A 25,291-nucleotide genomic window follows, 5' to 3' on the forward strand; every position below is an offset into this window, starting at 1 on the left:
GATGCGCATCGAGCCCATGGACGTTGTGGATATCGAGCGCTGTGTCGAACTCGAGCAATTGTTGTTCCCGGAGGACGATCCGTGGCAGGCGGTGTCCTTCCGCTCGGAACTGGCCGGGCCGCACAACCGCTATATCGTCGCGCGCGACGAGGCCGGGCGGATGGTCGGCTATGCGGGTATCGCGCTACTCGGTGATGCCGAACATCCCGAGGCCGAGGTGCACACCATCGGTGTCGATCCCGGCTGCCATCGCGGCGGTATCGGCACGATGCTGCTCGAGGCGCTGCTCGCCGAGGCCGGTAAGCGCGGCGGGCCGGTCTTCCTCGAGGTGCGCACCGACAACGCCCCCGCCATCGCGCTCTACGCCAAGCACGGCTTCCACATCATCGGCCTGCGCAAGAACTACTACCACCCCAGCGGCGCCGATGCCTACACCATGCGCAGACCGGAACTAGCGGCGAACCCGGCCTGGCGCCCGCGGCCTGCCGAATCGGCACAACCGAACGAGGTGCTGTCGTGATCGTCATGGGCATCGAAAGTTCCTGCGACGAAACGGGAGTCGGCATTGTGCGTCGACACCCCGACGGCACCTGCGAACTGCTCGCCGACGAGGTCGCCTCCAGCGTCGAACAGCACGCCCGCTTCGGCGGTGTGGTCCCGGAGATCGCCTCTCGCGCACACCTCGAGGCCATCGTGCCCGCGATGCGCCGAGCACTCGCCGCCGCGGGCATCAGCAAGCCCGATGCGCTCGCAGTGACCATCGGACCCGGACTGGCCGGTGCGCTGCTGGTCGGCGTCGCGGCCGCGAAAGCCTATGCGGCGGCGTGGGATGTACCGTTCTACGCGCTGAATCATCTCGGCGGACACGTCGCGGTGGACACCCTCGAGCACGGCCCGATGCCGCCGTGCGTCGCGCTGCTGGTCTCCGGTGGGCACACGCATCTGCTGCACGTCACGAATCTGGCCGAGCCGATCGTCGAACTCGGCAGCACTGTCGACGACGCGGCGGGCGAAGCCTTCGACAAGGTCGCCCGGCTACTCGGCCTCGGCTTCCCGGGCGGACCGGCGCTGGATGCCGCTGCGGCACATGGCGATCCGAAGGCCATCGCCTTCCCGCGCGGCATGACCGGCCCGCGCGATCCCCGCTACGACTTCTCCTTCTCCGGCCTGAAAACCGCTGTCGCCCGCTACGTCGAGGCGGCTCAGCGCAACGGTTTCACCGCCGATGAACTGCCGATCCCGGACATCGCGGCATCGTTCCAGGAATCGGTCGCCGACGTACTCACCATGAAGGCAGTGCGCGCGGCCCAGGACGTCGGCGTCGACACCCTGGTCCTGGGCGGCGGCGCCACCGCCAACTCCCGGATCCGTTCGATGGCCGAAGATCGCTGTGCTGCAGCCGGATTGCGCCTGCGCGTCCCCAAACCCCGCCTGTGCACCGACAACGGCGTAATGATCGCCGCGCTCGGCGCCCACGTAATCGCCGGCGGCGCACTCCCATCCGCCCTGACCGTCGCCACCGACCCCGGCCTCCCGGTCTCCGTCAGCCAAGTCGGCTGACCCCTGCGCTAGGGAGCGCTGACACAATCAAGATCAGATGGCACTGAGGGCGGTCGCGGTTTGCCGCCAGGGTTTCCACGTGATCATCTGTCCAGTCGTGCGCCCTGGGGGGTGCCCGTTGGCAGGGACGGTCGCGCCCTACGCGGCCACGGAGCAACTGCACCCGGTCCTTAGTGCCCGCTCGGTCGCTGCCCTGGTCCTACGGAGCGCGACCTCAGTCGTCGGGCCCGACCTGGTGCCCCGACTGCCCCGCACTCGACCCCGAATTCGCCTTGGGCGGGAATGGGATTCGTGACTGCGCAGGTGTTTGTGTCGGCCCCGATTGCGGCGCTGACGCCGGACCGCGGTCCTGCCCCGACGACCCTGCACCCGGCGAGTTCGGATTTCCGAACAGCGGTCCGAGTAACTCGGGGAACGGGATCGGCGGCAGGTTCGGATCCGGGCGCAGCGTCGGCGCGGCGGGGGTGGTCCCGACGGGCGACGAGGCGGTCGAGGTGGCCGGTTGGCTACGGTCCGGGGTGAGTGAGGGGATATTGGCGCCGGAGGGCCGGTTGGTGCTCTCCCGGTTCGGGCCGGTGGTCGAAGTGCCCGCACCGGTCGGTGGCACCACCGTCACCGGCGCCGTGGGTAGTTGGGCGCTGCTCGTGGTGCCCGCGGGGGAGATCTCGTCGTCCCCGGTCGGCGCGAAGGTTTTCACCCCGTAGCCGATGACCAGCCCGACCACCACGATCGCACCCGCCAGCGTGCCGACGACCTTGGTGAAGGTACCGACCGGCGCGTCGGCGGCGCCGACCACCGGGAATACCGACGGTTGTGCCGAATCCGCCACCAGCGCGGCGCCTTTCGCGATCACCGCCTCCGGATCGTCGATGGTGTGCACCGGAATGTCCAACGCGTGTTCGAGGGTGGACAGGACGGCGGGAATATTGGCCCCGCCGCCGATCACGATTACGGCCTGTGGCAATTTCGGGGCCCGCGCGAATGCCGCAGCGGCGAAGACGGCGGTCTCGCGTAGCAGATCCGAGATCAGTTCCTCGAAGTCGGCCCTGGTCAGCTTGAGCGGCTGCCCGGCGACATGGTCGATGGTCACGGCGGGCGCGATCGATAGATGTTCCTTGGCGGCGCGGCCGCGATTGGTCAGCATGCCCCGGTTGGGTCGGGTGCCGCGCCGGGCGTAGTGCAGATCGACGAGATGGTGATAGATCAGCTCATCGATGGCGTTGCCGCTGACCGCCGGGGTGCGTTCGGTGCGCAGGATGGTGGAGTCGGCCCGGTCGGCCACTGTGATGCTGAGACCGGTCGCGCCGAGATCGACGATGGCGACCGTATCGTAGCGGTCCACGAGTCCGGTGTGCCGCAAATACGTAAGTGCCGCAGTACCTTCCGGCACCAGCCGCAGGTCGCGCTGTTTGCCGGTGGCCGACCGGATCACCTGCGCCTGCTCTTTGCTGCGGTAGGCGACCGCGACGCTGGTGGGCGGGCGACCGGCGGCGGAATCGACACCGATCGATTTCGCACCGGCGAAGCGCGCACCGACCGGATGCGCCGGAAACGCCACGTCATAGGAGAGTTGCGTGGTCGGAAGCTGGGTGGTCATCAGCTCGATCGAGGACGCCACGAGATCGCCGAGATCGGAGTGGGCCGCGTCCGCGGAAACCACTCGGTAGTCGAAACTCTGTGCGCCGTTGGACGCGGTAGCGACCAGCGCCGAGCACACGACCTCGTTACCGGCCGATATGCCGAGGGATGTTCGCATGTCACCTCCCTTCGAGCGGATGGTCATGGTGTCGCCGACCATCTCGAATGGACAGCCGGACAGCTCGCGTGGATGGCGAGCGATCCGGACGCGGGACCGGGCCGACCCGTTGTCCGGATGGGTCGCTGGGACGGCCATGGATCACGTGTGGTCTTGCCCTCTGGTGAAGCTTCTTGTGGAAAAACGCTGGTGTTGTGACGCTGTTGGAACTCGGTACTGACGCTGATCTTGCTCTTGCGGAGCGGGTATTGCTCTGTGGCACTGGGTGTTTCGTGACGCTTTGCGCTCCCCCATGGCGCCGGTTCGTGACGAACACGGCGAGCGGAACACGGCCGTCGTCAATACTGTCACAATCCGTTATCCGAACGTTACAGATTTGCCGAAGTCTTGGGAAGCCCTCAGACATCTGGGCGTGGCGTGGCGCACACGTGTCGGAAAACGACACGCTTGGGCGGGGACCAACGGTTTTGGCACAGTCCAACCTTGAGCGCTGGCACTCTCATGTATAGAGTGCTAGTCGGCACTGTGTGATGTGCGTGCCAGTTCGACTACTGAGCAGGGGTCCCGGCACCCGCGACGACGGGGCTGATGCGCAGGGTCGAGTTCGAGTGACCGGCGACTGTATGCGGGGCGCTCGATACAACACCGATACCGATGGTCCGGGACAACAGTTCCGGACGACCGTAAATCCCCTGAAAGTGGAGGGCTCAACGTGGCGAGCGTGAACATCAAGCCGCTCGAGGACAAGATCCTCGTCCAGGCCAACGAGGCCGAGACGACGACGGCCTCCGGCCTGGTCATCCCCGACACGGCGAAGGAGAAGCCGCAGGAGGGCACCGTCATCGCCGTCGGCGAAGGACGCGTCACCGACAAGGGTGACCGCATCCCGGTCGACGTCAAGGAAGGCGACGTCGTCATCTACAGCAAGTACGGCGGCACCGAGATCAAGTACCAGGGCGAGGAATACCTCATCCTGTCGGCGCGCGACATCCTGGCCGTCGTCACCAAGTAGCCGATAGGCACATGCGTTCCGCCCCGGTGTCTTTCGCGACCCGGGGCGGAGTGCGTTCGGCCCAGAACACACAGGAGCTGACAAACACATGGCAAAGCAGATCGAGTTCGACGAGAAGGCTCGTCGTGCTCTCGAGCGCGGCGTCGACAAGCTCGCCGACGCGGTGAAGGTCACCCTCGGGCCGCGTGGTCGCCACGTCGTGCTCGCCAAAGCCTTCGGCGGCCCGACCGTGACCAACGACGGTGTCACCATCGCGCGCGATATCGACCTCGAGGACCCTTTCGAGAACCTCGGCGCGCAGCTGGTCAAGAGCGTCGCCACCAAGACCAACGATGTCGCAGGTGACGGCACGACCACCGCCACCGTGCTGGCCCAGGCGCTGGTGCGCGCGGGTCTGAAGAACGTTGCCGCGGGCGCGAATCCGATCGCGGTCGGTTCGGGTATCGCCAAGGCCGCCGACGCGGTCTCCGAGGCGCTGCTCGCGCTGGCCACCCCGGTCTCCGGTGCGCAGGCCATCGCACAGGTCGCCACCGTCTCCTCGCGCGATGAGGAGATCGGCGAAATGGTCGGCAAGGCGCTGACCACCGTCGGCAAGGACGGCGTCGTCACCGTCGAGGAATCCTCGACGCTGCAGACCGAACTCGTTGTCACCGAGGGCGTGCAGTTCGACAAGGGCTACCTCTCGCCCTACTTCATTACCGATGCCGACAGCCAGCAGGCCGTCCTCGAGGACGCCTACATCCTGCTGAACCGGGAGAAGATCAGCTCGCTGCCCGATCTGCTCCCGCTGTTGGAGAAGATCGCCGAATCCGGCAAGCCGGTGCTGATCATCGCCGAGGACGTCGACGGCGAGGCGTTGTCCACCCTGGTGGTCAACTCGATCCGCAAGACCCTCAAGGCCGTTGCGGTGAAGGCGCCGTTCTTCGGTGACCGGCGCAAGGCCTTCCTCGACGACCTCGCCGTCGTCACCGCGGGCACCGTGGTCAACCCGGATCTGGGGATCTCGCTGCGCGAGGCGGGCATCGAGGTGCTCGGCAAGGCGCGTCGCGTGGTCGTCACCAAGGATGACACCACGATCATCGATGGTGCCGGCACCGCCGAGGACATCGCGGCCCGCGGCGCGCAGCTGCGACGCGAGATCGAGGCCACCGATTCGGATTGGGATCGGGAGAAGCTCGAGGAGCGCCTGGCCAAGCTGGCCGGCGGCGTCGCGGTGATCAAGGTCGGCGCGGCCACCGAGACCGCGCTCAAGGAGCGCAAGTACCGGGTCGAGGACGCGGTGAGCGCGGCCAAGGCCGCCGTCGACGAGGGCATCGTGCCCGGTGGTGGCACCGCCCTGGTGCACGCCGCCGCCAAGCTCGTCGAACTGCGCGACTCGCTCTCCGGTGACGAGGCCATCGGCGTCGAGGCGGTGCGTACCGCACTGCGGGCGCCGCTGTACTGGATCGCCACCAACGCTGGCGTGGACGGTTCCGTGGTAGTCAGCAAGGTCGCCGAGGGCAAGGAGGGCTTCAATGCCGCCACCCTCACCTATGGTGATCTGCTCACCGACGGTGTCGTCGACCCGGTCAAGGTGACCCGTTCCGCTGTCGTGAACGCGGCGTCGGTGGCCCGGATGATCCTCACCACTGAGAGCGCCGTGGTCGAGAAGCCCGCCGAAGAGGAGCACGACCACAGCCACCACGGTCACGCGCACTGAGCGCAGGCCGACGGCAAAAGGCCCCCGGGACCGTACGTCCCGGGGGCCTTCGTTTTGTGAACAATATGAACGCAATACCGCGCAACAAGTCGAAAAATATCAATCGCGGCTCCCCGCACCCCCGGGCCTGTTCCCGACGAGTTGGGTGGCGTCGAGAGTTTCGTCGCTGGCCGACGGTTGGTCTCGAGCCGACTTCTGGGCATACCCGACGAGTTACCCATGTGCCAGCGAAATCAATTATCCCGTGGGGGATGACGGGAAGAGCGGATCAAGAGGCGACGGGTGGCTGCTCAGCGGCGATGGCGGCGAGCAATCTGGCGCGTAGGGCGGCGGGCGGCGTGGCCGCCGACGCCTGCGCGAGAGCGGCGAGGACTTCGGCCGTTTGCTGGACTTCGGTCACGAATTCCGCACGTAGTGCGGGGTCCTCGCCGTCGAGCACTTCCTGTACCGCATTGTGGTCTTCGTCGTCGATCGATCCGAGCGCGACGGCGTGCGCGAGATCGATCCGAGCTTCGTTCATCTCACGTCACCCCCAAACTTTTCTTCAGTCGTGTCAATCCGTCCCGTATACGGGACTTAACGGTCGGTAACCCTACGCCGAGGAAGTCGGCGACTTCCGCGTAGGTTCGCCCGCCGTAGTAGGCGAGCGAAATGGCTTCCCGCTGAGTCTGTGTCAATGTCCCTAGACCCGCCTGGACGGCCTGCTGCTCGAGCCTCCGCTCCACTTCTTCGGTGACCTCATCGAACTCGTTACCGAGAACCCTTATGCCATACGCGACTTCGCGCAGGGTATGGGCCTGTTCGGCGCGGACACGGTCGACGGCCCGTCGATGTGCGAGGGTCATCAACCACGTCACCGCGGATCCTTTGTTCGCGTCGAAACTGGACGCGGTCCGCCAGATCTGGAGATACACCTCCTGGGTGGTCTCCTCCGCGTAGCCGGGATCGTGCAGGACGCGTAGCACCAGGCCGAACACGCGAGCGCACGTTCGGTCGTAGAGCTCGGCGAATGCCTGCTGGTCGGACCGGCCGCAACGTTCGAGAAGTGCGGCGAGCTCGATACTTTCGGCGGCGCGTGCCGTTACCGCAGATTCCACTCCGTTGAAAGCAACGGTGGGTGGGATGGCTTCTCTTCGGAACGAGTCGCCCTCTGCGGCCGGCGGCCGCGTTGTCACAACGCTCCATTCTGTGTCATCGGTCACTACCGTAGCGGGCCGCTATCGAACCCCGTGCGGTGGGGTATCAGCGGACCGTATGCGGGCCAGCAACTTCCCTGTAAACCTCGACGCGCCAGACGTTTCTGGCGGGAACACGCCGTGACACGCCGATGGTTTTCGCGAAACACCGTATGTACAACCGACTTCGGCTTGTGGCCAGCGCCGGGTGTTTGCTAGGCATTCGGCGCGCCGCGCCACATGGATGGGAAGAAGTTGGTCTCAAACGGCCATGCGACGACGGTTGCGCCGGGCGTGCATCTCGCGCTCGGTTTCGGACATACCGCCCCAGATGCCATAGGGCTCGCTGACTTTGAGCGCGTGGCTGCGGCACTGCATGAGCACTGGGCAGGCCCGGCAGATCTCCTTGGCGCGCATCTCGCGTGCGGTACGCGCGCGGCCGCGTTCACCGTCGGGGTGGAAAAACACCGCGGAATCCTGGCCTCGGCAGGATCCCCGCATCTGCCAGTCCCAGACGTCCGCGTTCGGTCCGGGGAGGTGAGTCGGCATGGGCATGGTGAACTCCTCGTGGTGCGAGCTCGTCAGCGTTGTCGAGCAGTTGTTCTGCAACAGTTGTGGCCACGGCGCTGGGTCGGCGGCGTGCCATGGGCTCGCCTATTGCGGTCGCTGCAATTTCGCGCGGCGCCGACCGTGGCGATGAGCTACGTTAGGTCCAGCCGCGAAATTCCGTCAATAGTTCGATGCAGCAGTTTTCTAAATCTTAAGCTGCGAAATTTAACCTCGAAGCTGTTTACTTTTTGGGACCGTCCGGTAATACTGATCGGTTGACCAGAGGCTGGGGTGTCTTCGCATGGCGTCAGTATTCCGCATTCCCGCAGGTGGGAACGGGTAGGCGGTTGCATCCCCGGTTGGTAGCGAGTTGGCGCGAACGTGGGTCCTATCACACCGTCGGCGGGCCGTTGCGATGTCCGGTCGATCGGAGATGGCAGAAACGGGGCGCTCAGGTTAATTGCGCGAAACGCATGTGAATTCCGGTCACACAAGCTAAGTGATTGCCGGAAGTACTTTTACTTGGTGGAAACATGGCTACGGCGATGAAATGCTCAATATTAGCCGGAAGTACCTGACGGACGGTTTCTCGTGCGGGGTCACATGCGGCGCTCGGGTTAGAGTTCGGCCGTGCTCGTGCCTGCTTCCCCTATATATATCGAGTCCGCCATGCTTGCCGACGCGGCTTTCGGTACCCACCCCGGCCGTGCCGCTACCGAGTTGCCAGCCGCCACGAACCCGCTCGATTGCTGGTACCGGGCGGTGATTTTCGGTGGTCAGGGCTGGTATGCCGCGGCACGCGCAGAGTTGCGGACGTTGCGCGAGCGCACCACCGATCCGGTGTTGCTGGCGCTGGCCGCGAGTACCGAAGGCTCGTTTCTGCGTCAGCTCGGCTGGCATGCTCGCGCCGCCGTCCACGACGGTCGCGCGGCAGCGTTGATCCTGCCTACGGGCGATGCGTTCGGGCCCGCTCGCGTGGACGCGATCTGTGACGCGCTGACCGGTCTCGCGGCCGACGCGCTGGGCACCGGCCGCCTGGCGCTCGCCACCCGCCTGCTCCGGCGCAGCCATGACGCGATGACCGTGGTGCAGTCGCCGCACGGCTGGCGGACCCTGATCCGCTGGCATTGGGTCTGCGCGGAGACCGCACTCGCTTCCGGCGCCGCCGGCGCCGCCGCACCCCACGCCGCGACGGCCCTCGCGCTGGCCGAGGACGCACCGTCGGTCCGACACCGGGTCAAGTCCCGGCTCTTGGTAGCCGCGACCGCCGCGGCATCCGGCGATACCGAACGCGCGCGCACGCTCGCCGATGCGGTAGCCGAGCAGTGCCGCGAGCACGGGTTGCTCCCATTGCGTTGGGCCAGTTCGATGTTGCGCTCCGGGGTGTGCACGGGGGCTCACGCAAGCGCGGCCGCGGCCGAGGCGCAGGGGTGCGCGCAGACCATCGGCCGTCGTGGCGGGCGCTTTCGTCCCATGAGTGATTCCCGCGTCTGATCAAGACACCACCGTGTTGCCCGGATCCACGGGTTGTATCGCTATTGTTAGACCCGTTCCGCCCCTTCGGCGGAAGCACTGGTCATCACCGCCGGTGCCACTTGTAACGCCAGGAAATTCTCTGACGATGACGAACACGGGCGAAGAGTTGGACCTCGCCGTCGCTGCCGCTGCGCAGGGCGACAGATCCGCTTTAGCCCAGGTACTCGAATTGGTCCGCCCGTTGGTGGTGCGCTATTGCCGCGCGCGGATCGGCGCCGCGGAGCGTGGACAGCTCTCCGCGGACGACGTTGCGCAGGAGGTATGTCTGGCCGTGATGACAGCTCTGCCCCGGTATCAGGACCAGGGCAGGCCCTTCATGGCCTTCGTATACGGAATCGCTTCGCACAAGGTTGCCGACGCTCATCGCAACGCCGCCCGTAACAAGGCGGAGGCAATGGCCGAAGTACCAGATGTCATATCCACCGACCAGGGGCCGGAACAGCGAGCTCTCGAGTCCGAAACGAGCAGGCAGATGAACACCCTGCTCGCGACGCTTCCGGAGAAGCATCGAGAGATTCTGATCCTGCGTTTGGTCATGGGTTTGTCAGCAGAAGAAACCGCAGTCGCCGTGGGCAGTACGGCGGGTGCGATACGCGTCGCCCAACACCGGGCGCTCGCGAAACTGAAGTCACAAGTGGCGAGGGCAGGTGAAATGTATGGCTAGGGATGGCGAGCGCGGTCGGGGCGACTGGAAGGCGCGACGTGGATCGCGAAATAGCGGTCCCTACGCCGGGAGTGGTGACACCGGTCCGGTGGACATCGCTGCGGTGCGCAGAGACGATGCGCTGATCGATGCCATTGCTAGCAACGGGCAGGTACAGACCGACAGCGCGGAGGAGTTTCAGCTCGCCTCGCTGCTTGCGGACTGGCGAGCGGAGCTGATTTCTCCGCCGCTGCCCGGCGGGCCGAACCTCGATGAGATCGTTGCGGCGGTCAACCAGGAGATCGGTGCCCGGCAGGTCCGTATCGGTGCGCAGTCCGGTGGGCGACTACGGCTTATCCGTCCGATTCTCGGGACGGCTGCCGCGCTGGCTCTGGTCATCGGTGGTCTGTCGGCGTTCTCCTATGGCGCCGCTCCCGGCGATCCGCTCTGGCGGGTCAAGGAAGTCGTTTTCAGTGAACAGGCGCAGTCGACCGTGGTGCAGCGCGCCGACAGCGATCTGGCCAATGCGAAAGTGATGCTCGCTCAGGACAATCCGGAGCAGGCGAGGGCAAGGCTGGAGGGCGCCAAGGCGAATGCCGAGCTGATCGACGATCCGGTGAAGCGGGACAAGCGAATCAACGAATTCAACGCCTTGCTCGCGGAGTTGAACAAGATCGCTCCGGAGATCGGGAAGTCGTTCGCGGCGAGCACGACATCGACGACGACGCCCAATCCGGCAACAACCGATGGCACCAACTCGTCGACCATCAAGCCTTCGGACGGTACTGGTTCGACCTCCGCGGTGGCACCGCCGGTCGATACGAAGGCGCCGACGACGGAACCGAATACACCGGGTAAGTCGACAGTGCCGACAACCCAGCCGCCGGTGACTACTCCGGAACCGCCGACACAGCCCAGTCACACGAGCCAGGCTCCGCCGAGCACCGCGGTGGGGACCCAGCCCACGGGGGTCGTGCCGAGCGTGGACAGTGGCCCGCCCGTGCAACCCCCGACTCATCAGCAGCCGCCGCCCTTCGTGGTCCCCACCGGTTTGCCGACTTTGCCGGGTTTGCCCGGATCGGGGCCGGCCACTTAATCGGAGTCGACACTCCAACAGCGCTTCGGTTCGTGAAAAGCGCTCGATCCAGTAGAAGCGCTGTGGCGGATGTATATCCGCCACTTCCGCGCGTGCGTGGGTGCGCGGGCATCCGAATAATCGTGCATGAACCGATCGCCGACCGGCGGTCGGCTTCTTGTATGTCAGCTATTTCACATCGCGCGCGCGTCAGCACACTGTGTGGGCGCGCGCGATGTCAGCTGTCGAACCCGTCGAATCCGTCGCCGTGGAAGGCCTCATTCATCGAGGCATCCGCGTATCCCCGGCAGTAATCCCAGGTGACATACGCTTCCGGCATCGGGTCGTAGGCGGGTTCGTGCGGGCGCACCGTGCCGTCGACCAGCAGCTGAAGCAGATTGGCGCGCAGCATATCCCAGTCGTGGTAGTGATCTTGTCTGCAGTCTTCGCAGCTGACCACGAGTCCTCGGATGCCGCGGTGCGCTAGTAGTGCCTCATACACCGCAAGGTCGGCGAGATCCTCCTCGACCGCAAGGCGCTCGTGGGGATCCAGCGGTTCACCGGGCTCGATGGCATCGAGCGCGGCGGACGGGTCGGAGGGGTCTCCGGCGAACGGATCCGGCGGCAAGCCAGGTGGTAGATGGTCACGCACACCCCCACGGTACGCAGAACAGGGTGGTCTTCGCCAGCTATGTGGCGCGCCAGTTTCGGTGGTGGGCTCAGTTCATCGGCGTGTTTGCGGGACAGATACCATGGTGACAGGCCCCGGCCAGTATCCGACAGCGCTGCCGGCGCCGCCACCGTCCATCCCATCAGCTTCCACGACGCCGGCCACCCCGGCGTTCGTTGCTTTCGACGTCCAGGAGGAGTCGATCCGAATGAGTAATCCCGTATCGGGCGAACGAATCGCGGTCCGCCCTCCTACGGGTGGTGACGATCCGAACAAGATCGCCATGCTCGGCCTCACGTTCGACGATGTGCTGTTGTTGCCGGCCGCTTCGGATCTCATCCCGAGCTCGGTGGAAACCTCCAGCCAGTTGACCCGCGAGATCCGGTTGCGCACCCCGCTCTGCAGTTCCGCCATGGACACCGTGACCGAGGCGCGGATGGCCATCTCAATGGCGCGCGCAGGCGGCATGGGTGTGTTGCACCGCAATCTGGCCGCCGCCGATCAGGCCGCGCAGGTCGAGACCGTCAAGCGGTCCGAGGCAGGCATGGTTACCGACCCGGTGACCTGTCGCCCCACCGACACTCTCGCCGAGGTCGACGCGATGTGCGCCCGCTTCCGCATTTCCGGCCTGCCGGTGGTGGATGAGACCGGCGCGCTTGTGGGCATTATCACCAACCGCGATATGCGCTTCGAGGTCGATCAGAACCGTCGGGTCGCCGATGTGATGACCAAGGCGCCGTTGATCACCGCGCAGGAGGGCGTCACCGCCGCGGCCGCGCTCGGTCTGCTGCGTCGCCACAAGATCGAGAAGCTGCCGATCGTCGACGGTAACGGCCGCCTGCGCGGACTCATCACGGTCAAGGACTTCGTCAAGACCGATCAGTACCCGAACGCCACCAAGGACCGTGACGGCCGCCTGCTCGTCGGCGCCGCGATCGGTGTCGGCGAGGACTCCTGGTCGCGCGCTATGACTTTGGCCGATGCCGGGGTCGACGTACTCATCGTCGATACCGCGCACGGTCATCAGGCCGGTGTGCTGCAGATGGTGACCAAGGTCAAGGCCGAGGTCGGCGATCGCATCCAGATCGTCGGCGGCAATGTGGCCACCAGGGCCGGTGCGGCCGCGCTGGTCGAGGCGGGTGCGGATGCGGTGAAGGTCGGTGTCGGTCCCGGCTCCATCTGCACCACCCGCGTGGTCGCCGGTGTCGGCGCCCCGCAGATCACCGCGATTCTCGAGGCCGTTGCCGCGTGCAAGCCGTACGGCGTTCCGGTGATCGCCGACGGCGGCATCCAGTTCTCCGGTGATATCGCCAAGGCCATCGCGGCGGGCGCGTCCACCGTGATGCTCGGCTCGCTGCTGGCCGGTACCGCCGAGTCGCCGGGTGAGCTGATCCTGGTGGGCGGCAAGCAGTTCAAGAGCTACCGCGGCATGGGATCGCTGGGTGCCATGCAGGGCCGCGGGCAGGCCAAGTCCTACTCCAAGGACCGCTACTTCCAGGACGACGTGCTCGCCGAAGACAAGCTGGTGCCCGAGGGCATCGAGGGGCGGGTGCCCTTCCGTGGACCGGTCAACCAGGTGATTCATCAGCTCGTCGGCGGGCTGCGCGCGGCCATGGGCTACACCGGGTCGCAGTCCATCGCGGATCTGCAGGAGGCACAGTTCGTGCAGATCACCGCGGCGGGGCTCAAGGAGAGCCACCCGCACGACATCACGATGACCGTCGAGGCGCCCAACTACACTGGTCGCGGCTAGCCTGCTTGACGGGTTGTGTACTGGACGGGATGGTCCGTGCATGATTGACCGTGTTCGCGGTCATCGAGGTGCATAACCCACGGCCTCGCGCGGCGTAGGGACGGGACCACGAGTCCCGGCCCGCGCCCCCGGACGTAGTCGCCTGTTCGCGATCGACGGCTCGATATGCGACCACGACGGAGCGGGTCCTTGCGAGCGACCCTCGCGGCGTGGCAGCCGGATCGTCGAAGCCCATGCGACGCAGTCGCGAGTCTCGACGGCTCGGACGCGGCGACTGCACGCAGGTCGCTCGACCGGGTCAGCGGGACCACGGGCGAGCGAACACGCAGTGCTGCGGGTGCTGCTAATCCAACAGAGTCGTGAACACGCCGCGCCGCGCGCGGCCGAAACTAAGGAGCACGCGTGCGCGACATGGTCGAGATCGGTATGGGTCGGACCGCCCGGCGTACCTATGAACTGGACGATGTCGATATCGTCCCGTCGCGGCGGACTCGTTCGTCGAAGCAGGTATCTCTGGCGTGGCAGTTGGACGCCTACCGATTCGAGATCCCGTTCCTGACACACCCCACCGATGCGCTGGTCTCGCCGGAGTTCGCCATCGAACTCGGCAGGCTCGGTGGACTCGGCGTCATCAACGGCGAGGGACTGTGGGCCCGGCACGCCGATGTCGCCGCGAAGATCGACCAGCTGATCGAACTTGTCGGCAAGGGTGGTTACGAACGTGCCATCGGGCTGCTGCAGGAATTGCATGCCGCGCCGATGCAGCCGGATCTGCTGGCCGCCGCGGTCGCGCAGGTGCGGGCCGCCGGTGTGACGGTGGCGGTGCGGGTGAGCCCGCAGAACGCACGCGCGCTGACCCCCGCGCTGCTGCAGGCCGGGATCGACCTACTCGTGGTGCACGGCACCATCATCTCCGCCGAACACGTCGGCGACGGTGAGCCGTTGAACCTCAAGACCTTTATCGCCGAACTGGATGTGCCGGTGGTGGCCGGGGGCGTGAGCGATCACAAGACCGCGCTGCATCTGATGCGCACCGGCGCCGCGGGCGTCATCGTGGGCTACGGCTCCTATCCGGGCGCGACGACCACCGGCGAGGTGCTCGGCATCGGGGTGCCGATGGCGACGGCCATCGCCGATGCCGCCGCCGCGCGTCGCGACTACCTGGACGAGACCGGCGGACGCTATGTGCACGTGATCGCCGACGGTGATATCGCCACCTCGGGTCAGCTGGCCAAGGCCATCGCCTGTGGCGCCGATGCCGCCATGCTCGGTGTGCCGCTGGCCCTGGCCGCAGAGGCGCCGGGCCGCGGCTGGTACTGGCCGTCCTCGGCCGCGCATCCGTCGGTGCCGCGCGGTTCGCTGCTGCACGTGGAGGATCCGTGGGATCTGGGCGGCGAGCTGTCCGGTGATACCGGCGAGACGGTGCGTCCGAGCCTGGAGCGGGTGCTGTACGGCCCCTCCGACGACCCGTTCGGCTCACTGAATCTCGTTGGCGGCCTGCGTCGCTCGATGGCCAAGGCAGGCTACTCCGACCTCAAGGAATTCCAGCGGGTCGGCCTGAGCGTCCACGCCTGACCATTCGCCGACAGTAGTCGAACGGTGGCTCTCCGAGCCGGCGGGGTCAGCGGGCGTGGGTGGGGACGGACTGCTCGCGGAGGAACTGTCGGATGACGTGGTTGACCGGTTCGGGGTGGGTCATGGTGACCGCGAGTCGTGCGCCGGCGATCTCGACGAACTGCGCTGCGGGGAGACCGGTGGCCAGCTGCTGGGCGCGGTCGCGGGCGATACCGCTGTCGGTGGCGTGAATCACCAAGGCGGGACAGGTGATTTCGGATAAGCGGTCCGATACCGAATCGCGGCCGAGTAGACAGCCCGCGGCGACCTCGATGCCGCTGCGGTCGCGGGCCAGCCAGCGCTTGGTCCAGATCGCCCGGTACCACTCGTCATCGCCGATCAGCCAGTACGCGAGCTGTTCGACGGCCTCCTGCCGGGAGCCGTCGTCGTACCACTCGTCCAGGAATTTCTGGGTCGCAGTGGACTGTTCGGGCGTCGGGCCGTGCGCTTCGGTGCTGATCAGGATCAGTGCGGAAACCCGCTCGGGTGCGATGAGCGCGGTGCGCAGCGCGGTGAAGCCCCCTTGCGCGGTGCCGCCGAACACGGCGCGTTCGGCGCCGAGATGATCGAGCACGGTAAGGGCGTCGCGCGCGGCGGTCCAGTAGGTGAACGGTAGCCCCTCGTCCCTGGTGCGGCCGTGTCCGCGCGCATCCCACGACACGATCCGGAATTCCGGTGCGAGCGCGGCCATCTGGGATGCGAACATCGTTCGGTCCATGAAGAATTCGTGTGCTAGTAAGACCACCGGACCGTCGCCGCCACTGTCCTCGTAGTGGATGTCGGCGTCTATCGCGCGGGCGAAGGGCACGGCATGAGGATAACCAGCGGTGCGGGGCCGCGCGGGACGATTTCAGCCCCTCACTAAACTGTTCGAGTGGCAGAAACTCAGAGACCGGTCCTCGTCGTCGACTTCGGCGCACAGTACGCCCAGCTGATCGCCCGGCGGGTCCGTGAATCGAGTGTGTATTCGGAGGTGATCCCGCATACCGCCACCGTGGATGAGATCGCCGAGAAGCAGCCGCTCGCGGTGATTCTGTCCGGCGGACCATCCAGCGTGTACGCCGATGGCGCGCCGCAGCTGGACGCGCGGCTGTTCGATCTCGGCATTCCGGTCTTCGGCATCTGCTACGGCTTCCAGGCCATGGCCCAGGCGCTCGGCGGCACCGTCGCGCATACCGGCACCCGCGAATACGGCCGCACCGAGCTCAGTGCTGACGGCGGCCTGCTGCACGGTGGCCTGCCGACCAAACAGCCGGTGTGGATGAGCCACGGCGATGCGGTTACCGACGCGCCCGAGGGCTTCGAGGTCACCGGCACCAGCGCGGGTGCTCCGGTCGCCGCATTCGAGAATCGGGCCCGCAAGCTGGCCGGTGTGCAGTACCACCCGGAGGTGCTGCACTCGCCGCACGGTCAGCAGGTGCTCAGCCGTTTCCTGCACGAACTCGCCGGAATCCCTCCCACCTGGACCCCGGCCAATATCGCCGAATCGCTGATCGCTTCGGTGCGCGAGCAGATCGGCGACGGCCACGCGATCTGCGGGCTTTCCGGCGGTGTGGACAGCGCGGTCGCCGCCGCACTGGTGCAGCGCGCCATCGGCGACCGGCTGACCTGCGTATTCGTCGACCACGGCCTGTTGCGGGCGGGGGAGCGCGAGCAGGTGCAGCAGGACTTCGTCGCCGCGACCGGTGCCAAATTGGTGACCGTCGACGCGGTGGACAAGTTCCTCGGTGAGCTGAAGGGCGTCACCGATCCGGAGGAGAAGCGCAAGATCATCGGCCGGGAGTTCATCCGGTCGTTCGAGGATGCGGTCTCCGAGGTCGTCGTCGAACAGAGCGGCGGCGCCAAGCCCGAGGTCGAGTTCCTGGTGCAGGGCACGCTCTACCCGGACGTCGTCGAATCCGGTGGCGGCAGCGGCACCGCGAATATCAAGAGCCATCACAATGTCGGCGGTCTGCCCGACGATCTGGAGTTCGACCTCGTCGAACCGCTGCGGTTGCTGTTCAAGGACGAGGTACGCGCGGTCGGCCGCGAACTCGGGCTGCCCGAGGAAATCGTTGCCCGCCAGCCCTTCCCGGGGCCCGGCCTGGCTATCCGCATTGTCGGCGAGGTCACCGCGGACCGTCTGGAGACGCTGCGGCAGGCCGACGCCATCGCACGCGAGGAGCTGACCGCCGCCGGACTGGACCGCCAGATCTGGCAGTGCCCGGTGGTGCTGCTCGCGGATGTGCGCAGTGTCGGTGTACAGGGCGACGGCCGCACCTACGGTCATCCGATCGTGCTGCGTCCGGTCTCCAGCGAGGACGCGATGACCGCGGATTGGACCAGGCTTCCCTATGACGTACTCGAGCGCATTTCCACCCGCATCACCAACGAGGTGGCCGAGGTCAATCGGGTTGTCCTCGATGTGACGAGCAAGCCGCCGGGCACCATCGAATGGGAGTGACCCCGCAATCGGGCCTGATTTGCCGGATTCCGGGAGTACCGTCAGCCGGGTAGACCAGTTCCCCAGGGGGTCCGGATGGCAGCGAAGAAGCCGCTCTGCACCGTCAACGCGGTCGTCGAGGCACCGTGTGGGGTGGTGGCCGCGCTGCTCACCGCGGTGAGCGCCGGCCCGGTCGGTCCGGACAACGCCTTCTTCCTCGCCGACGGGCCCGATCCCGGGATGCGGTTGCGCGGCGGCCCGAGTGAATTCCGGGCCGCGATCGCCGGCGATCCCAATGGGATTCGGGTCCAGGTGGATCGGGCGCAGGCGATGCTCGCCGTCGAGGGGCAGCGATGGTTTCGCGCCGAATGTCGAGTGTTGCCGCATCCGAAGGGTGCTCGGGTGATCCAGCAGATGTTCAACGTCGCGACCAGTGCGCGGTGGATAGTGCCGATGATCGCACGGGGTGTCGAAGGCAAGCAGCGGGTGAGTATGCAGCGGCTACTCGACCGGATCAGTGAGCATTTGGGCTGCCCGGCTTATATGGAGTAGTGGTCTCGGGATTCGTTGTGGGCGGGCGGTGTGCGGCCGAGGATGAGTTGCCCGAGTAATAAGCCGCCGCCGAGGTAACTGCGGCTCGGTGTCAGTGGCATGAAGCGGCCGATCGGGATTCCCGTATGGTCGGTCGGGTCGTCGTCGATGTCGAACTGTTCCTTGGGCATTGGTGTTCTGCTCCTCCAGAAAGAAATGGCCCGTCCGGGGACGGGCCATTCGTGTGATCAGCGGGGGCTGCGCGGGGAAATGACCAGCAGGATGCCGACCACGATGGCGGAGATCACGACGACCCAGCCGAGTGAGGCCACACCGGTGGCGGTCATGGTGGCCGGGCCGATGAAGGCCCAGATGCTCACGCCGAGGGCGAGCAGTCCGACGATCAGCAGGGAGACGGACGGCCCTCGCTTGGTGACATTGTCATCGGTGGGGTCAGCCACGGTGCACCTCCGCATTGCCGGTCCGGACATGGACTTTCAGGTCGAGCACCGGTGCGCCGTCGGCATGCGGACCGGTAATACCGGTGGGGCAGTTGACATCTCCGAGGTTGACGGTGCAATCGGTGCGTACCGCCATACCCTCGGGCAGCAGGATCTCGGCATCGCCGAGCCCGACCGCGACCTCGACGGCCCGGTTCTCGGTCAGTTTCAGCGACCGCAGATCCAATGTGCCTGTTCCCATGGTCAACTCGTACTTCGAGGAAAGGTCGGTCATCGAGGTCGGCGCCCAGGTGCGATCGCCGATAGTCGCGCTGTCGAATTCGATCGGGCCGAGCATCGAGGCCAGCACCACGAATCCGGCCAGTGGTGCGGTCAGTACGAGCAGGCCGAAGCCGCGGCGCAGGAATGCGCCGATGACCAGACCCAACCCGATCACCGCCAGCGCCACTGCGGCGATGCGTCCGGGAGTCATCCATTCGACGCCGGAGGCGGCCAGCGCACCCGCGCCGGCGGCGGCCAGGATGGCCAGGCCGAGGACCACGGGAGTGAGCCGGGAGCGGGGGCGCTTCGGCGGGGGCGCGACGATGGTGCGGGTCGGGGTGGGTTCGGGGAGATCCCAGGCGAGTGGGGCTACGCCGAGGGGGTCCCAGGAGGGTGGGGTGAGTCCGGCGGGGTGCGCAGGTGTCGCGGCCGTTGTACGGGATGGGGGAGTGCTTGTGCGCGAAGTGGATTCGGTTCGCGATGAGCTACCGCCGCTTTCCGAGTCGGTGTCGCTCGCGCCGGACGTTGCGGCAGGTTGTGCGGTGTCGCGACCTGTTGCGCCGGACGCCGTGCTCTCGTCGGCCGTCGTTCTTGCGTCGGAGGTTGTGCTTGCGCCGGAGGTCGCGCTCGTGTTGGACGTTGCGCTCGTGTTGGACGTTGCGCTCGCGCCGGACGGTCCGCCGGTCGTGTGCGGCGAGGCGGAGGCGGTAATTCCCGGCGTTGTTCCGTTGTCGGACGTTGTGGTCTCGGTGGGTGGTGCCGTGGTTTCCGCGTTGCCCTTGTCGAGCAGGACGGTGTCGGCATCTTCCTTACCCAGCAGGACGGTGTCTGGATCGGCTGGCGTAGCGCCCGCGTCGATTGGCGTGCCGTCATTTTCGATCAGTTCGGTTTCGGCGTCGCCATTTTCGGCGTCCGGCAAGCGAACTGTGTCCGAACCTGGCTGCTGCGCAGGGGTATTAGGTGCCGCTTGGGCCGGAGCGTCCGGAACATATGCGTCCGGCAACTTCGTGTACGGCGTGTACATGCTGGTCTCCGGCGCGTAGAAGTCGCCGGGCATCGTGCGCTGCGGGAATACGGCCCCGGGGTAGCCGGTCGCGGTGAGACCGCCGTCGAAGCCGCCGAGTGAACTCGTGCCGGGTGGCGGCTGTGGGTTTCGCATATGCAGCATCCACCAACCGGCCAGCATCAGCGCCATGCTGATCATGCCGGAGCCGGCCAGTCCGACGCCGACCGGTCCGATGGTGCTGACCGCGATGGCCAGTGCCACGAGCAGAACGATGGTCTTGGTCTGCGACTGCGAGCTGTGCCCCTTGCCGAATAGCGACTCGGCCGCCGAGGACTGATCCCCCGCCTCGCTGAACAGCAGCCAGGCGAGCAGGTACAGCACAATGCCCGCTCCGCCGAAGATCGTCGACACCACGAGCGCGACCCGCACGAGCACTGGATCGATCCCGTATCGCTGCCCGAATCCGGCCGCGACGCCCGCGATCGGACCTTGCCGCGGCAACCGGACGGGCCGCGACTGCCACATCTGGTGAATCTGATCGCCGAAGCTCGTTTTCGTCATGGTTTCCATACTGGGCGTGACCAGCGCTTCGGCACATCGGGGGGAACCCTGAAACTATTGCTGATCCTTTAGGACCAATCGGTCTCTTGGTTACTTAGTCGCATGGCGGACGGTAGGGGAGTTGGGGCAGGTAGCGCTGCCAGAGTTCGGGAGTCATGAGGGTGGCAGTGGCATGACAGATGCGTGCGATCGCGTGCTGCTCGTCCAGATCCCACAGTCGACGCTCGCCACCGCTACTCGACGCGGACAGATAGTCGCCGTGTGGATGGAACTGGATGAACCAGACATTGGGGCCGGGTGGCGCGATGGAGCTGGACATAAGGCGGGGATGACGGCGATCGGTGAAGTCCCACAACCGCACCGAACCGTCATTTCCGCTGGTGGCCATGGTCTTGCCGTCGGGACTGAACGAGGTCGAGATGATCGCCAGATTATGTGCGGTGACCCGGTCACCGATCGGTTCGGGCGATGCCGGGTTGCTGATGTCCCAGACCTGGAAGGTTTCGTTCGCCACGGTGACGGCGGTGCGGCCGTCGGGGTGCATGATCACATCGAGCATCAGCGGCGAGTGCTCCGGCGGGGATGTACCCACCCGGACAGGGTGGTCCGGGTTCGAGATATCCCACAGGGCCAGCCTGGTTCGCAGGGCCATCGCCGGCGAACTCGGTTCGGACAGGGTCGATTCGATGATCGCGAGGGTGGGGCCGGTCGGATTGAATCCGATGGCTTGGACCTGCGCGGGTGCCACGGATGTCGGTGTCCCTAATAGCACTGGGCGGGAGCGATCCGTAATGTTCGCGAGTTGGAAGGTGTCTACCTCGGGAGCCAGAGTTTGCGCCGCCAGGGTCCAGTCGCGGTTGAAGCCCAGGCGCGACCATTGCGACGATGCCTGCCAGTCACCCGATATCCGAATGCGCTTCGGGTCGGAGATGTCGACAAGGACCATCGGGCCCGTCGGACCGTCCCGAGCTATCAGGGACCTCCCATCAGGGCTCAGGGCCCGGATCGATGATCCCGGTTTCGCCCTGAATTCCCCTATCCGGACCGGTTCCCGGGGATTACCGGTATCCCATATGGCGAATGTGCCGTCGCTGGAATCGCTCACCATTCGGGTGCCGGTGCCATCGAATATCGGACTCCTGCCCCAATCGGTGTGTCCAGTGAGAACCGCCGGAGCCAGGGACCACAGCCGCACGACGCCCTCCGTGCCGCCCACGGCCAATATCTTGCCGTCCGAGCTGAATGCCAGTCCCGTCGGTTCACCGGTACAGCGGGTGGGAATTCTCGCGTCGTTGAGGCAGCGAGCCGGAATCGCCGACAGCTGGGCGCCCAGCGGGGTCGGCTGCGCGGGGTCGGCGATATTCCATAGTTTCGCGCCGGTGGCACCACCGGTCGCCAATGTGTGGCCGTCCGGGCTGAAGGCGAGCAGGGGGACGGGCTGCTGAACCACGTTATCGACCAACGGATTTCCGAGCGGGCGCGGATGGGCGGGATTTTCGACGGCCCATAACTGGGTCACGCTGACGTAGGTGTGTCGTATGGTCAGGCGTGGACCGGCCAGGGCGAAGGTGGTGTTATCAGGACTGAACCGGATTGCTTCGACATCGTGGGTCACCTCGAATGGTGTTCCAGCGCGGGTGATTTCCCCCGCGTCCGGAACGGACCACAATTCGACCGTCGCGATACTGTGGTCCCAGTCGCTGGTCGCGACCGCCAGTAGTCCTCCATTGCCGCTGAACGCGAACGCGGACAGGTCCCGATTGTGCGGCGCGGGGACGAACCGACCCTGGATCGGTTCGTCCGGGTTGCCGACATCCCATAGGGTGATGCCTTTGTCGCGCGTGGACCCGACTGCCAGGGTCCGTCCGTTCGGGCTGAAGGACACCAGATAACCCGTATCGCTGGTGGTCGTCGGGGGTGATCCGAACAGCCGGGGATGCGCCGGATCACGGACATCCCACAGCTGCGGTCGCGCCGAAGTGCCGGTGGTGGCGAGCACCGTGCCAGCAGCGTTGAATGCCATGGACGCCGCCCCGGAAGGGGATTGGCGTAACGGCTCGCCGAGCGGGTGGGGATGTCGCGGATCGGCGACGTCCCAGAGGCGGATGGTGTTGTCGTTGCTCGCGGAAGCCAGCACCCGGCCGTCGGGTCGGTACGCGATGGTCCTGATCCCCTCGTCGTGGGCGACGAATGGTGTTGCGAGGGCGACGTTCTGGGTCGCGAGCAACCGCGCCCGCACTTCCGGATCGCCCGGCCTGAGTTGTCCGGCAACGAGATATAGCTGCGCGGACAGCGATGGATCGATTTGTTGTAGTCGATCGGCCTCTGCCAGTACGGATCCGAAGTTCTTGTCGTTGCGTTGCTGTTTGGTGAGCTCGACCTGCGCGTAGGCGAATGTGCCGAGTACGAGTAGGCCGACGCCGAGCATGGCGAGGACTACCCGGGTCACCGACGACCTTCTGCGGGTATGCGTTCGCGCGGCTCGGGAACGCTCGAGGAAGCTGCGGATCTGGCCGCCGACCATGGGCGGATCGACATGACCGAGAGCGGTCTCGAGCCGGGTGCCCCGATAAAGCAGTGAGGGATCCTGTCCGGTCGAATCCCATTCCGCGGCATCGGCTTCCAACCGCTGCCGGACCAGGTAGCCGACGCGGTCCTCATCGATCCAGGTATGCAGTCGCGGCCACGCGTCCAGCACGATCTCGTGGGTCAGATACACCGAGTCGGAGTCGAGGGTGATCAGGCGGGTGCGGGCCAGCAGCTCCAGTGCGGCCGTGGCGGATACCGGGTCGGTGGTGCGTTGCAGCAGGTTCGGACGGACAGCGATGCGCCGGGTATCGCGCGAATCATTGGCGACGGCAACGAGTCCGAGCAGCACATCCTTCGCGCAGGACTGCTGGGTGTCGGATAGTTCGCTCCATGCCTGTTCGGCGGTGGCGGCGATGGAGCCGATGACACCGCCCGCCTTGCGATATCCGGCGACGGTCAGTTTGCGGCCTTCGCGGTGCTGCCAGGTGGCGGCCATGACGTGCGAGAGCAGCGGGAGTGCACCCGGATCGTAGCTCTGGCGGTTCTCGTGATCGCCGACTCCGCAGAGTTCGGTGATCACCAGTTCTGCCAGGCCGGACTCCAGTTCGAGCCCGGCGTGGTTGGCCGGCCCGATGAGTGCCTGGGCCAGTTCGTCCAGCCGCATGGGGCCGAGCAGATAGCCGCGGTGTTCGAGAGCGTGCTGCAGGATCGGGTAGTCGAGGCACTGGGCATAGAAATCGGCGCGCAGGGCGATGACGACGGTGAGGGCATCGTCGGCTCGAGTCGCGCAGCGGTCCAAGACATTCAGGAAAGCTTCGCGCTCGCGTTCATCCGAGCAGGCGGTGAACAACTCCTCGAACTGGTCCACGATCAGCAGCCGACGTTGATCGGCGCTCCACTGGTCGAGAGCCGCGCACACCTCGTCGGCGGATGGCTTCGCTATCGCCTTGTCCGCGTGAAAAGCCTTGGCCAGTGCGAGCAGTGGCCTCGCCCCGGGTGTCATCGCGGTGGTCGACCAGTTGTCGGTGACCGCGGGTATGAGTCCCGCGGCCAACAGCGAGGACTTGCCCGCACCCGATGCGCCGATCAGCACGACGACTCCATCCGCGTCGGCGGCGGCGTCCTGGAGCAAATCGACGAGTTCGGCAGTGGATCGGGTTCTGCCGAAGAAGATGTCCCGGTGCTGCTCGCGATAGGAGGTGAGTCCCAGGTAGGGACAGGCCGCGTCGTCCTCGTCATTCGGTGTCCAGGTGATGGCGGCCTGCCAGAGCCGTTGCCACTCACGCACTTCCAGCAACTGCCGACTGGCCTGCGACTCGGCCTTCTTGGCCAGGTCGATCAGGGTGAGTACGACCGGAAGCATCGATTCGAAGCGAGCCGGAACATTGCGCCCCGCCTTCCAATCGCTGATCCGCTGCACCGAAGCACTCGGGGCGGCCCGCTTACCTTGCGCGGCCCGCATCCGCGTTTCAGCCGCCATAGCGACCCGTCGCAGCGTCGGATTGCCCGCGGCGGCATAGAGATCGGCGAATCGATGCGCGAAAATCGCACGCGGTGATCGGATTTCCCCCCGAGCCTCGGCGGTGGTGTCCTCGGTCACCACGTGCGCCCGATCTTTTTGGGCGACACAGACATAGGGACAACTTAGCCGGTTCGAGGTGCATGACCGGTCGAGCGGCCGTGCGATCGTCGATCACACGGCCGCTGTGGTGCTGCCGAATTACAGGAAGATCCGGTCTCCTGTCACCGCGTCGGCGGCGGTGACATCGGGTGTGTCGGCCGTGAGGGTCACATAGGACTGGATGGTGAGCCCTCCGCCGCAATTCTTGACCAGCAGGTGGTAGTCGTGACTGACCAGATAGCCGGTGCCGCCGAGAGCCAGGTCCTTGGTGCCCACTTCGATCGGCTTGATCTCGCCGGGACTGATCGACATGTCGAGGCTGACTCCGGCGTAGATCTTCGGGCCGATGCTGGCATCGAAGTTCGGTGACGTCGAATCGCCACTGCCGCTGACACCGATGCTGAACCCGGCGTCGAAGCCGATCCCGGCCTGGATATCGACCGTGAGATCGAGATCGACCGCACAGGCGACGAGGTAGCCCGCCTTCATGGTGCCCCTCGCATTAGCGGGGATGGTGCCGTAGAAGGTGTTGTCCAGGAACACCTCTCGGTTGGTCGGCATTCCGTTGAGCGGGGGGACGGGGCGAAACTGCTCGTCCATATGGCCCACGGTGAGCTCGAACCCCCCTGGGCCCGCGTAGTTCTTCTCATGCGGCGCCATCCCCTGGGCGGCGGCGAATGGCGCACCCGCCACGGCGATTCCGACCAAGGTGGCGGCGGTGAGCAGTACCGACTTGATGTTCATGATTCCTCCCCGAACCTGTGCTCGGCCCCCTGCGGCGCGAGTCCCGGTGTTCAGTGGGACGTTTCCGACCCGGAAGAAACGTATGGCGTGGGACTGTGAGCTGCCTAAGCCAT

22 protein-coding genes are annotated in these 25,291 nt (G+C 66.2%); 11 read left to right on the plus strand and 11 right to left on the minus strand.

Annotated elements, in window-relative coordinates; genetic code table 11:
• Nucleotide 1: 1 nt before the first annotated feature.
• Nucleotides 2–520: a ribosomal protein S18-alanine N-acetyltransferase gene (rimI, locus tag AB0J47_RS16905; protein WP_364346284.1), complete on the plus strand. Its 519-nt coding sequence runs from the start codon at nucleotides 2–4 to the stop codon at nucleotides 518–520.
• On the plus strand, nucleotides 517–1,560 hold the full coding sequence (gene tsaD, locus AB0J47_RS16910) for a tRNA (adenosine(37)-N6)-threonylcarbamoyltransferase complex transferase subunit TsaD (RefSeq protein WP_364346286.1): 1,044 nt from the start codon (nucleotides 517–519) through the stop codon (nucleotides 1,558–1,560). Before rimI ends, tsaD begins: the two co-directional genes overlap by 4 nt.
• 214 nt (nucleotides 1,561–1,774) lie before the next feature.
• Here the strand turns inward: tsaD and AB0J47_RS16915 are convergent, their stop codons facing one another.
• Nucleotides 1,775–3,316 (minus strand): Hsp70 family protein, encoded by a 1,542-nt coding sequence (locus AB0J47_RS16915; RefSeq protein WP_364346288.1) that lies wholly within the window; start codon nucleotides 3,314–3,316, stop codon nucleotides 1,775–1,777.
• Nucleotides 3,317–4,028: 712 nt separating this feature from the next.
• Here AB0J47_RS16915 and groES point away from each other — a divergent pair.
• Both groES and groL read left to right on the plus strand, forming a co-directional pair.
• Complete coding sequence (groES, locus tag AB0J47_RS16920; RefSeq protein ID WP_040686722.1) at nucleotides 4,029–4,328, plus strand: co-chaperone GroES; 300 nt, start codon at nucleotides 4,029–4,031, stop codon at nucleotides 4,326–4,328.
• An 88-nt stretch (nucleotides 4,329–4,416) separates the two neighbouring features.
• Nucleotides 4,417–6,027 carry a chaperonin GroEL gene (gene groL, locus AB0J47_RS16925; RefSeq protein WP_364346291.1) on the plus strand — a complete coding sequence of 537 codons (1,611 nt, stop codon included), beginning with the start codon at nucleotides 4,417–4,419 and terminating at the stop codon, nucleotides 6,025–6,027.
• A gap of 268 nt (nucleotides 6,028–6,295) precedes the next feature.
• Here groL and AB0J47_RS16930 read toward each other — a convergent pair whose 3' ends face one another.
• From AB0J47_RS16930 to AB0J47_RS16940, 3 genes are all read right to left on the minus strand, one after another.
• A complete protein-coding gene (locus tag AB0J47_RS16930; protein ID WP_364346293.1) occupies nucleotides 6,296–6,547 on the minus strand; it encodes a hypothetical protein in 252 nt (83 codons plus the stop codon).
• Nucleotide 6,548: 1 nt separating this feature from the next.
• A complete protein-coding gene (locus AB0J47_RS16935; protein WP_364346538.1) occupies nucleotides 6,549–7,124 on the minus strand; it encodes a sigma-70 family RNA polymerase sigma factor in 576 nt (191 codons plus the stop codon).
• Nucleotides 7,125–7,463: 339 nt separating this feature from the next.
• Nucleotides 7,464–7,757, minus strand: coding sequence for a WhiB family transcriptional regulator (locus tag AB0J47_RS16940; protein WP_014981828.1), 294 nt, complete (start codon nucleotides 7,755–7,757; stop codon nucleotides 7,464–7,466).
• A 624-nt stretch (nucleotides 7,758–8,381) separates the two neighbouring features.
• On the opposite strand from AB0J47_RS16940, the gene AB0J47_RS16945 reads away from it, so the two are divergent.
• The 3 genes from AB0J47_RS16945 (at nucleotide 8,382) to AB0J47_RS16955 (ending at nucleotide 11,026) form a co-directional block, all read left to right on the plus strand.
• Nucleotides 8,382–9,245, plus strand: coding sequence for a hypothetical protein (locus AB0J47_RS16945; protein ID WP_364346296.1), 864 nt, complete (start codon nucleotides 8,382–8,384; stop codon nucleotides 9,243–9,245).
• 127 nt (nucleotides 9,246–9,372) lie between these two features.
• Nucleotides 9,373–9,951: a sigma-70 family RNA polymerase sigma factor gene (locus AB0J47_RS16950; protein WP_364346298.1), complete on the plus strand. Its 579-nt coding sequence runs from the start codon at nucleotides 9,373–9,375 to the stop codon at nucleotides 9,949–9,951.
• Entirely contained in the window at nucleotides 9,944–11,026 is a 1,083-nt protein-coding gene (locus AB0J47_RS16955) for an anti-sigma-D factor RsdA (protein ID WP_364346300.1), read from the plus strand. Before AB0J47_RS16950 ends, AB0J47_RS16955 begins: the two co-directional genes overlap by 8 nt.
• A gap of 217 nt (nucleotides 11,027–11,243) precedes the next feature.
• On the opposite strand, the gene AB0J47_RS16960 is transcribed toward AB0J47_RS16955, so the two are convergent.
• Nucleotides 11,244–11,657: a DUF5319 domain-containing protein gene (locus tag AB0J47_RS16960; protein WP_040686729.1), complete on the minus strand. Its 414-nt coding sequence runs from the start codon at nucleotides 11,655–11,657 to the stop codon at nucleotides 11,244–11,246.
• 226 nt (nucleotides 11,658–11,883) lie between these two features.
• Here AB0J47_RS16960 and guaB point away from each other — a divergent pair, with 226 nt between their 5' ends.
• On the plus strand, nucleotides 11,884–13,428 hold the full coding sequence (gene guaB / locus AB0J47_RS16965) for an IMP dehydrogenase (protein ID WP_364346303.1): 1,545 nt from the start codon (nucleotides 11,884–11,886) through the stop codon (nucleotides 13,426–13,428).
• Between the two features lie 402 nt (nucleotides 13,429–13,830).
• Nucleotides 13,831–15,003 (plus strand): GuaB3 family IMP dehydrogenase-related protein, encoded by a 1,173-nt coding sequence (locus tag AB0J47_RS16970; RefSeq protein ID WP_364346305.1) that lies wholly within the window; start codon nucleotides 13,831–13,833, stop codon nucleotides 15,001–15,003.
• A gap of 46 nt (nucleotides 15,004–15,049) precedes the next feature.
• Here AB0J47_RS16970 and AB0J47_RS16975 read toward each other — a convergent pair whose 3' ends face one another.
• Nucleotides 15,050–15,850, minus strand: coding sequence for an alpha/beta fold hydrolase (locus tag AB0J47_RS16975; RefSeq protein ID WP_364346307.1), 801 nt, complete (start codon nucleotides 15,848–15,850; stop codon nucleotides 15,050–15,052).
• Between the two features lie 66 nt (nucleotides 15,851–15,916).
• Between AB0J47_RS16975 and guaA the strand changes: the two genes are divergently transcribed.
• A complete protein-coding gene (gene guaA / locus AB0J47_RS16980) occupies nucleotides 15,917–17,485 on the plus strand; it encodes a glutamine-hydrolyzing GMP synthase (RefSeq protein WP_364346309.1) in 1,569 nt (522 codons plus the stop codon).
• A gap of 75 nt (nucleotides 17,486–17,560) precedes the next feature.
• A complete protein-coding gene (locus AB0J47_RS16985) occupies nucleotides 17,561–18,016 on the plus strand; it encodes a hypothetical protein (protein WP_364346311.1) in 456 nt (151 codons plus the stop codon).
• Here AB0J47_RS16985 and AB0J47_RS16990 read toward each other — a convergent pair.
• The 5 genes from AB0J47_RS16990 to AB0J47_RS17010 form a co-directional block, all read right to left on the minus strand.
• On the minus strand, nucleotides 18,004–18,186 hold the full coding sequence (locus AB0J47_RS16990) for a hypothetical protein (RefSeq protein ID WP_364346313.1): 183 nt from the start codon (nucleotides 18,184–18,186) through the stop codon (nucleotides 18,004–18,006). The two genes, AB0J47_RS16985 and AB0J47_RS16990, sit on opposite strands and share 13 nt — an antisense overlap.
• A 57-nt stretch (nucleotides 18,187–18,243) precedes the next feature.
• Entirely contained in the window at nucleotides 18,244–18,456 is a 213-nt protein-coding gene (locus AB0J47_RS16995) for a hypothetical protein (RefSeq protein ID WP_364346315.1), read from the minus strand.
• Nucleotides 18,449–20,293 carry a PspC domain-containing protein gene (locus AB0J47_RS17000; RefSeq protein WP_364346317.1) on the minus strand — a complete coding sequence of 615 codons (1,845 nt, stop codon included), beginning with the start codon at nucleotides 20,291–20,293 and terminating at the stop codon, nucleotides 18,449–18,451. The genes AB0J47_RS16995 and AB0J47_RS17000 overlap by 8 nt, the downstream gene beginning before the upstream one ends.
• Nucleotides 20,294–20,378: 85 nt before the next feature.
• Nucleotides 20,379–24,413, minus strand: a complete 4,035-nt coding sequence (locus AB0J47_RS17005) for an AAA family ATPase (protein WP_364346319.1) — start codon at nucleotides 24,411–24,413, stop codon at nucleotides 20,379–20,381.
• 120 nt (nucleotides 24,414–24,533) lie between these two features.
• On the minus strand, nucleotides 24,534–25,178 hold the full coding sequence (locus tag AB0J47_RS17010; RefSeq protein ID WP_364346321.1) for an MspA family porin: 645 nt from the start codon (nucleotides 25,176–25,178) through the stop codon (nucleotides 24,534–24,536).
• Nucleotides 25,179–25,291: the final 113 nt, after the last annotated feature.

This window comes from Nocardia sp. NPDC049737 (assembly GCF_040674755.1).
Lineage (GTDB): Bacteria > Actinomycetota > Actinomycetes > Mycobacteriales > Mycobacteriaceae > Nocardia.

Excerpts from the sequence above, each read along its gene's own strand:
- rimI (WP_364346284.1), top strand. The coding sequence starts at position 2 with ATGCGCATCGAGCCCATGGACGTTGTGGATATCGAGCGCTGTGTCGAA.
- AB0J47_RS16915 (WP_364346288.1), bottom strand. The coding sequence starts at position 3,316 with ATGCGAACATCCCTCGGCATATCGGCCGGTAACGAGGTCGTGTGCTCG.
- groL (WP_364346291.1), top strand. The coding sequence starts at position 4,417 with ATGGCAAAGCAGATCGAGTTCGACGAGAAGGCTCGTCGTGCTCTCGAG.
- AB0J47_RS16930 (WP_364346293.1), bottom strand. The coding sequence starts at position 6,547 with ATGAACGAAGCTCGGATCGATCTCGCGCACGCCGTCGCGCTCGGATCG.
- AB0J47_RS16940 (WP_014981828.1), bottom strand. The coding sequence starts at position 7,757 with ATGCCCATGCCGACTCACCTCCCCGGACCGAACGCGGACGTCTGGGAC.
- AB0J47_RS16950 (WP_364346298.1), top strand. The coding sequence starts at position 9,373 with ATGACGAACACGGGCGAAGAGTTGGACCTCGCCGTCGCTGCCGCTGCG.
- AB0J47_RS16955 (WP_364346300.1), top strand. The coding sequence starts at position 9,944 with ATGGCTAGGGATGGCGAGCGCGGTCGGGGCGACTGGAAGGCGCGACGT.
- guaB (WP_364346303.1), top strand. The coding sequence starts at position 11,884 with ATGAGTAATCCCGTATCGGGCGAACGAATCGCGGTCCGCCCTCCTACG.
- AB0J47_RS16985 (WP_364346311.1), top strand. The coding sequence starts at position 17,561 with ATGGCAGCGAAGAAGCCGCTCTGCACCGTCAACGCGGTCGTCGAGGCA.
- AB0J47_RS16990 (WP_364346313.1), bottom strand. The coding sequence starts at position 18,186 with ATGCCCAAGGAACAGTTCGACATCGACGACGACCCGACCGACCATACG.
- AB0J47_RS17000 (WP_364346317.1), bottom strand. The coding sequence starts at position 20,293 with ATGGAAACCATGACGAAAACGAGCTTCGGCGATCAGATTCACCAGATG.
- AB0J47_RS17010 (WP_364346321.1), bottom strand. The coding sequence starts at position 25,178 with ATGAACATCAAGTCGGTACTGCTCACCGCCGCCACCTTGGTCGGAATC.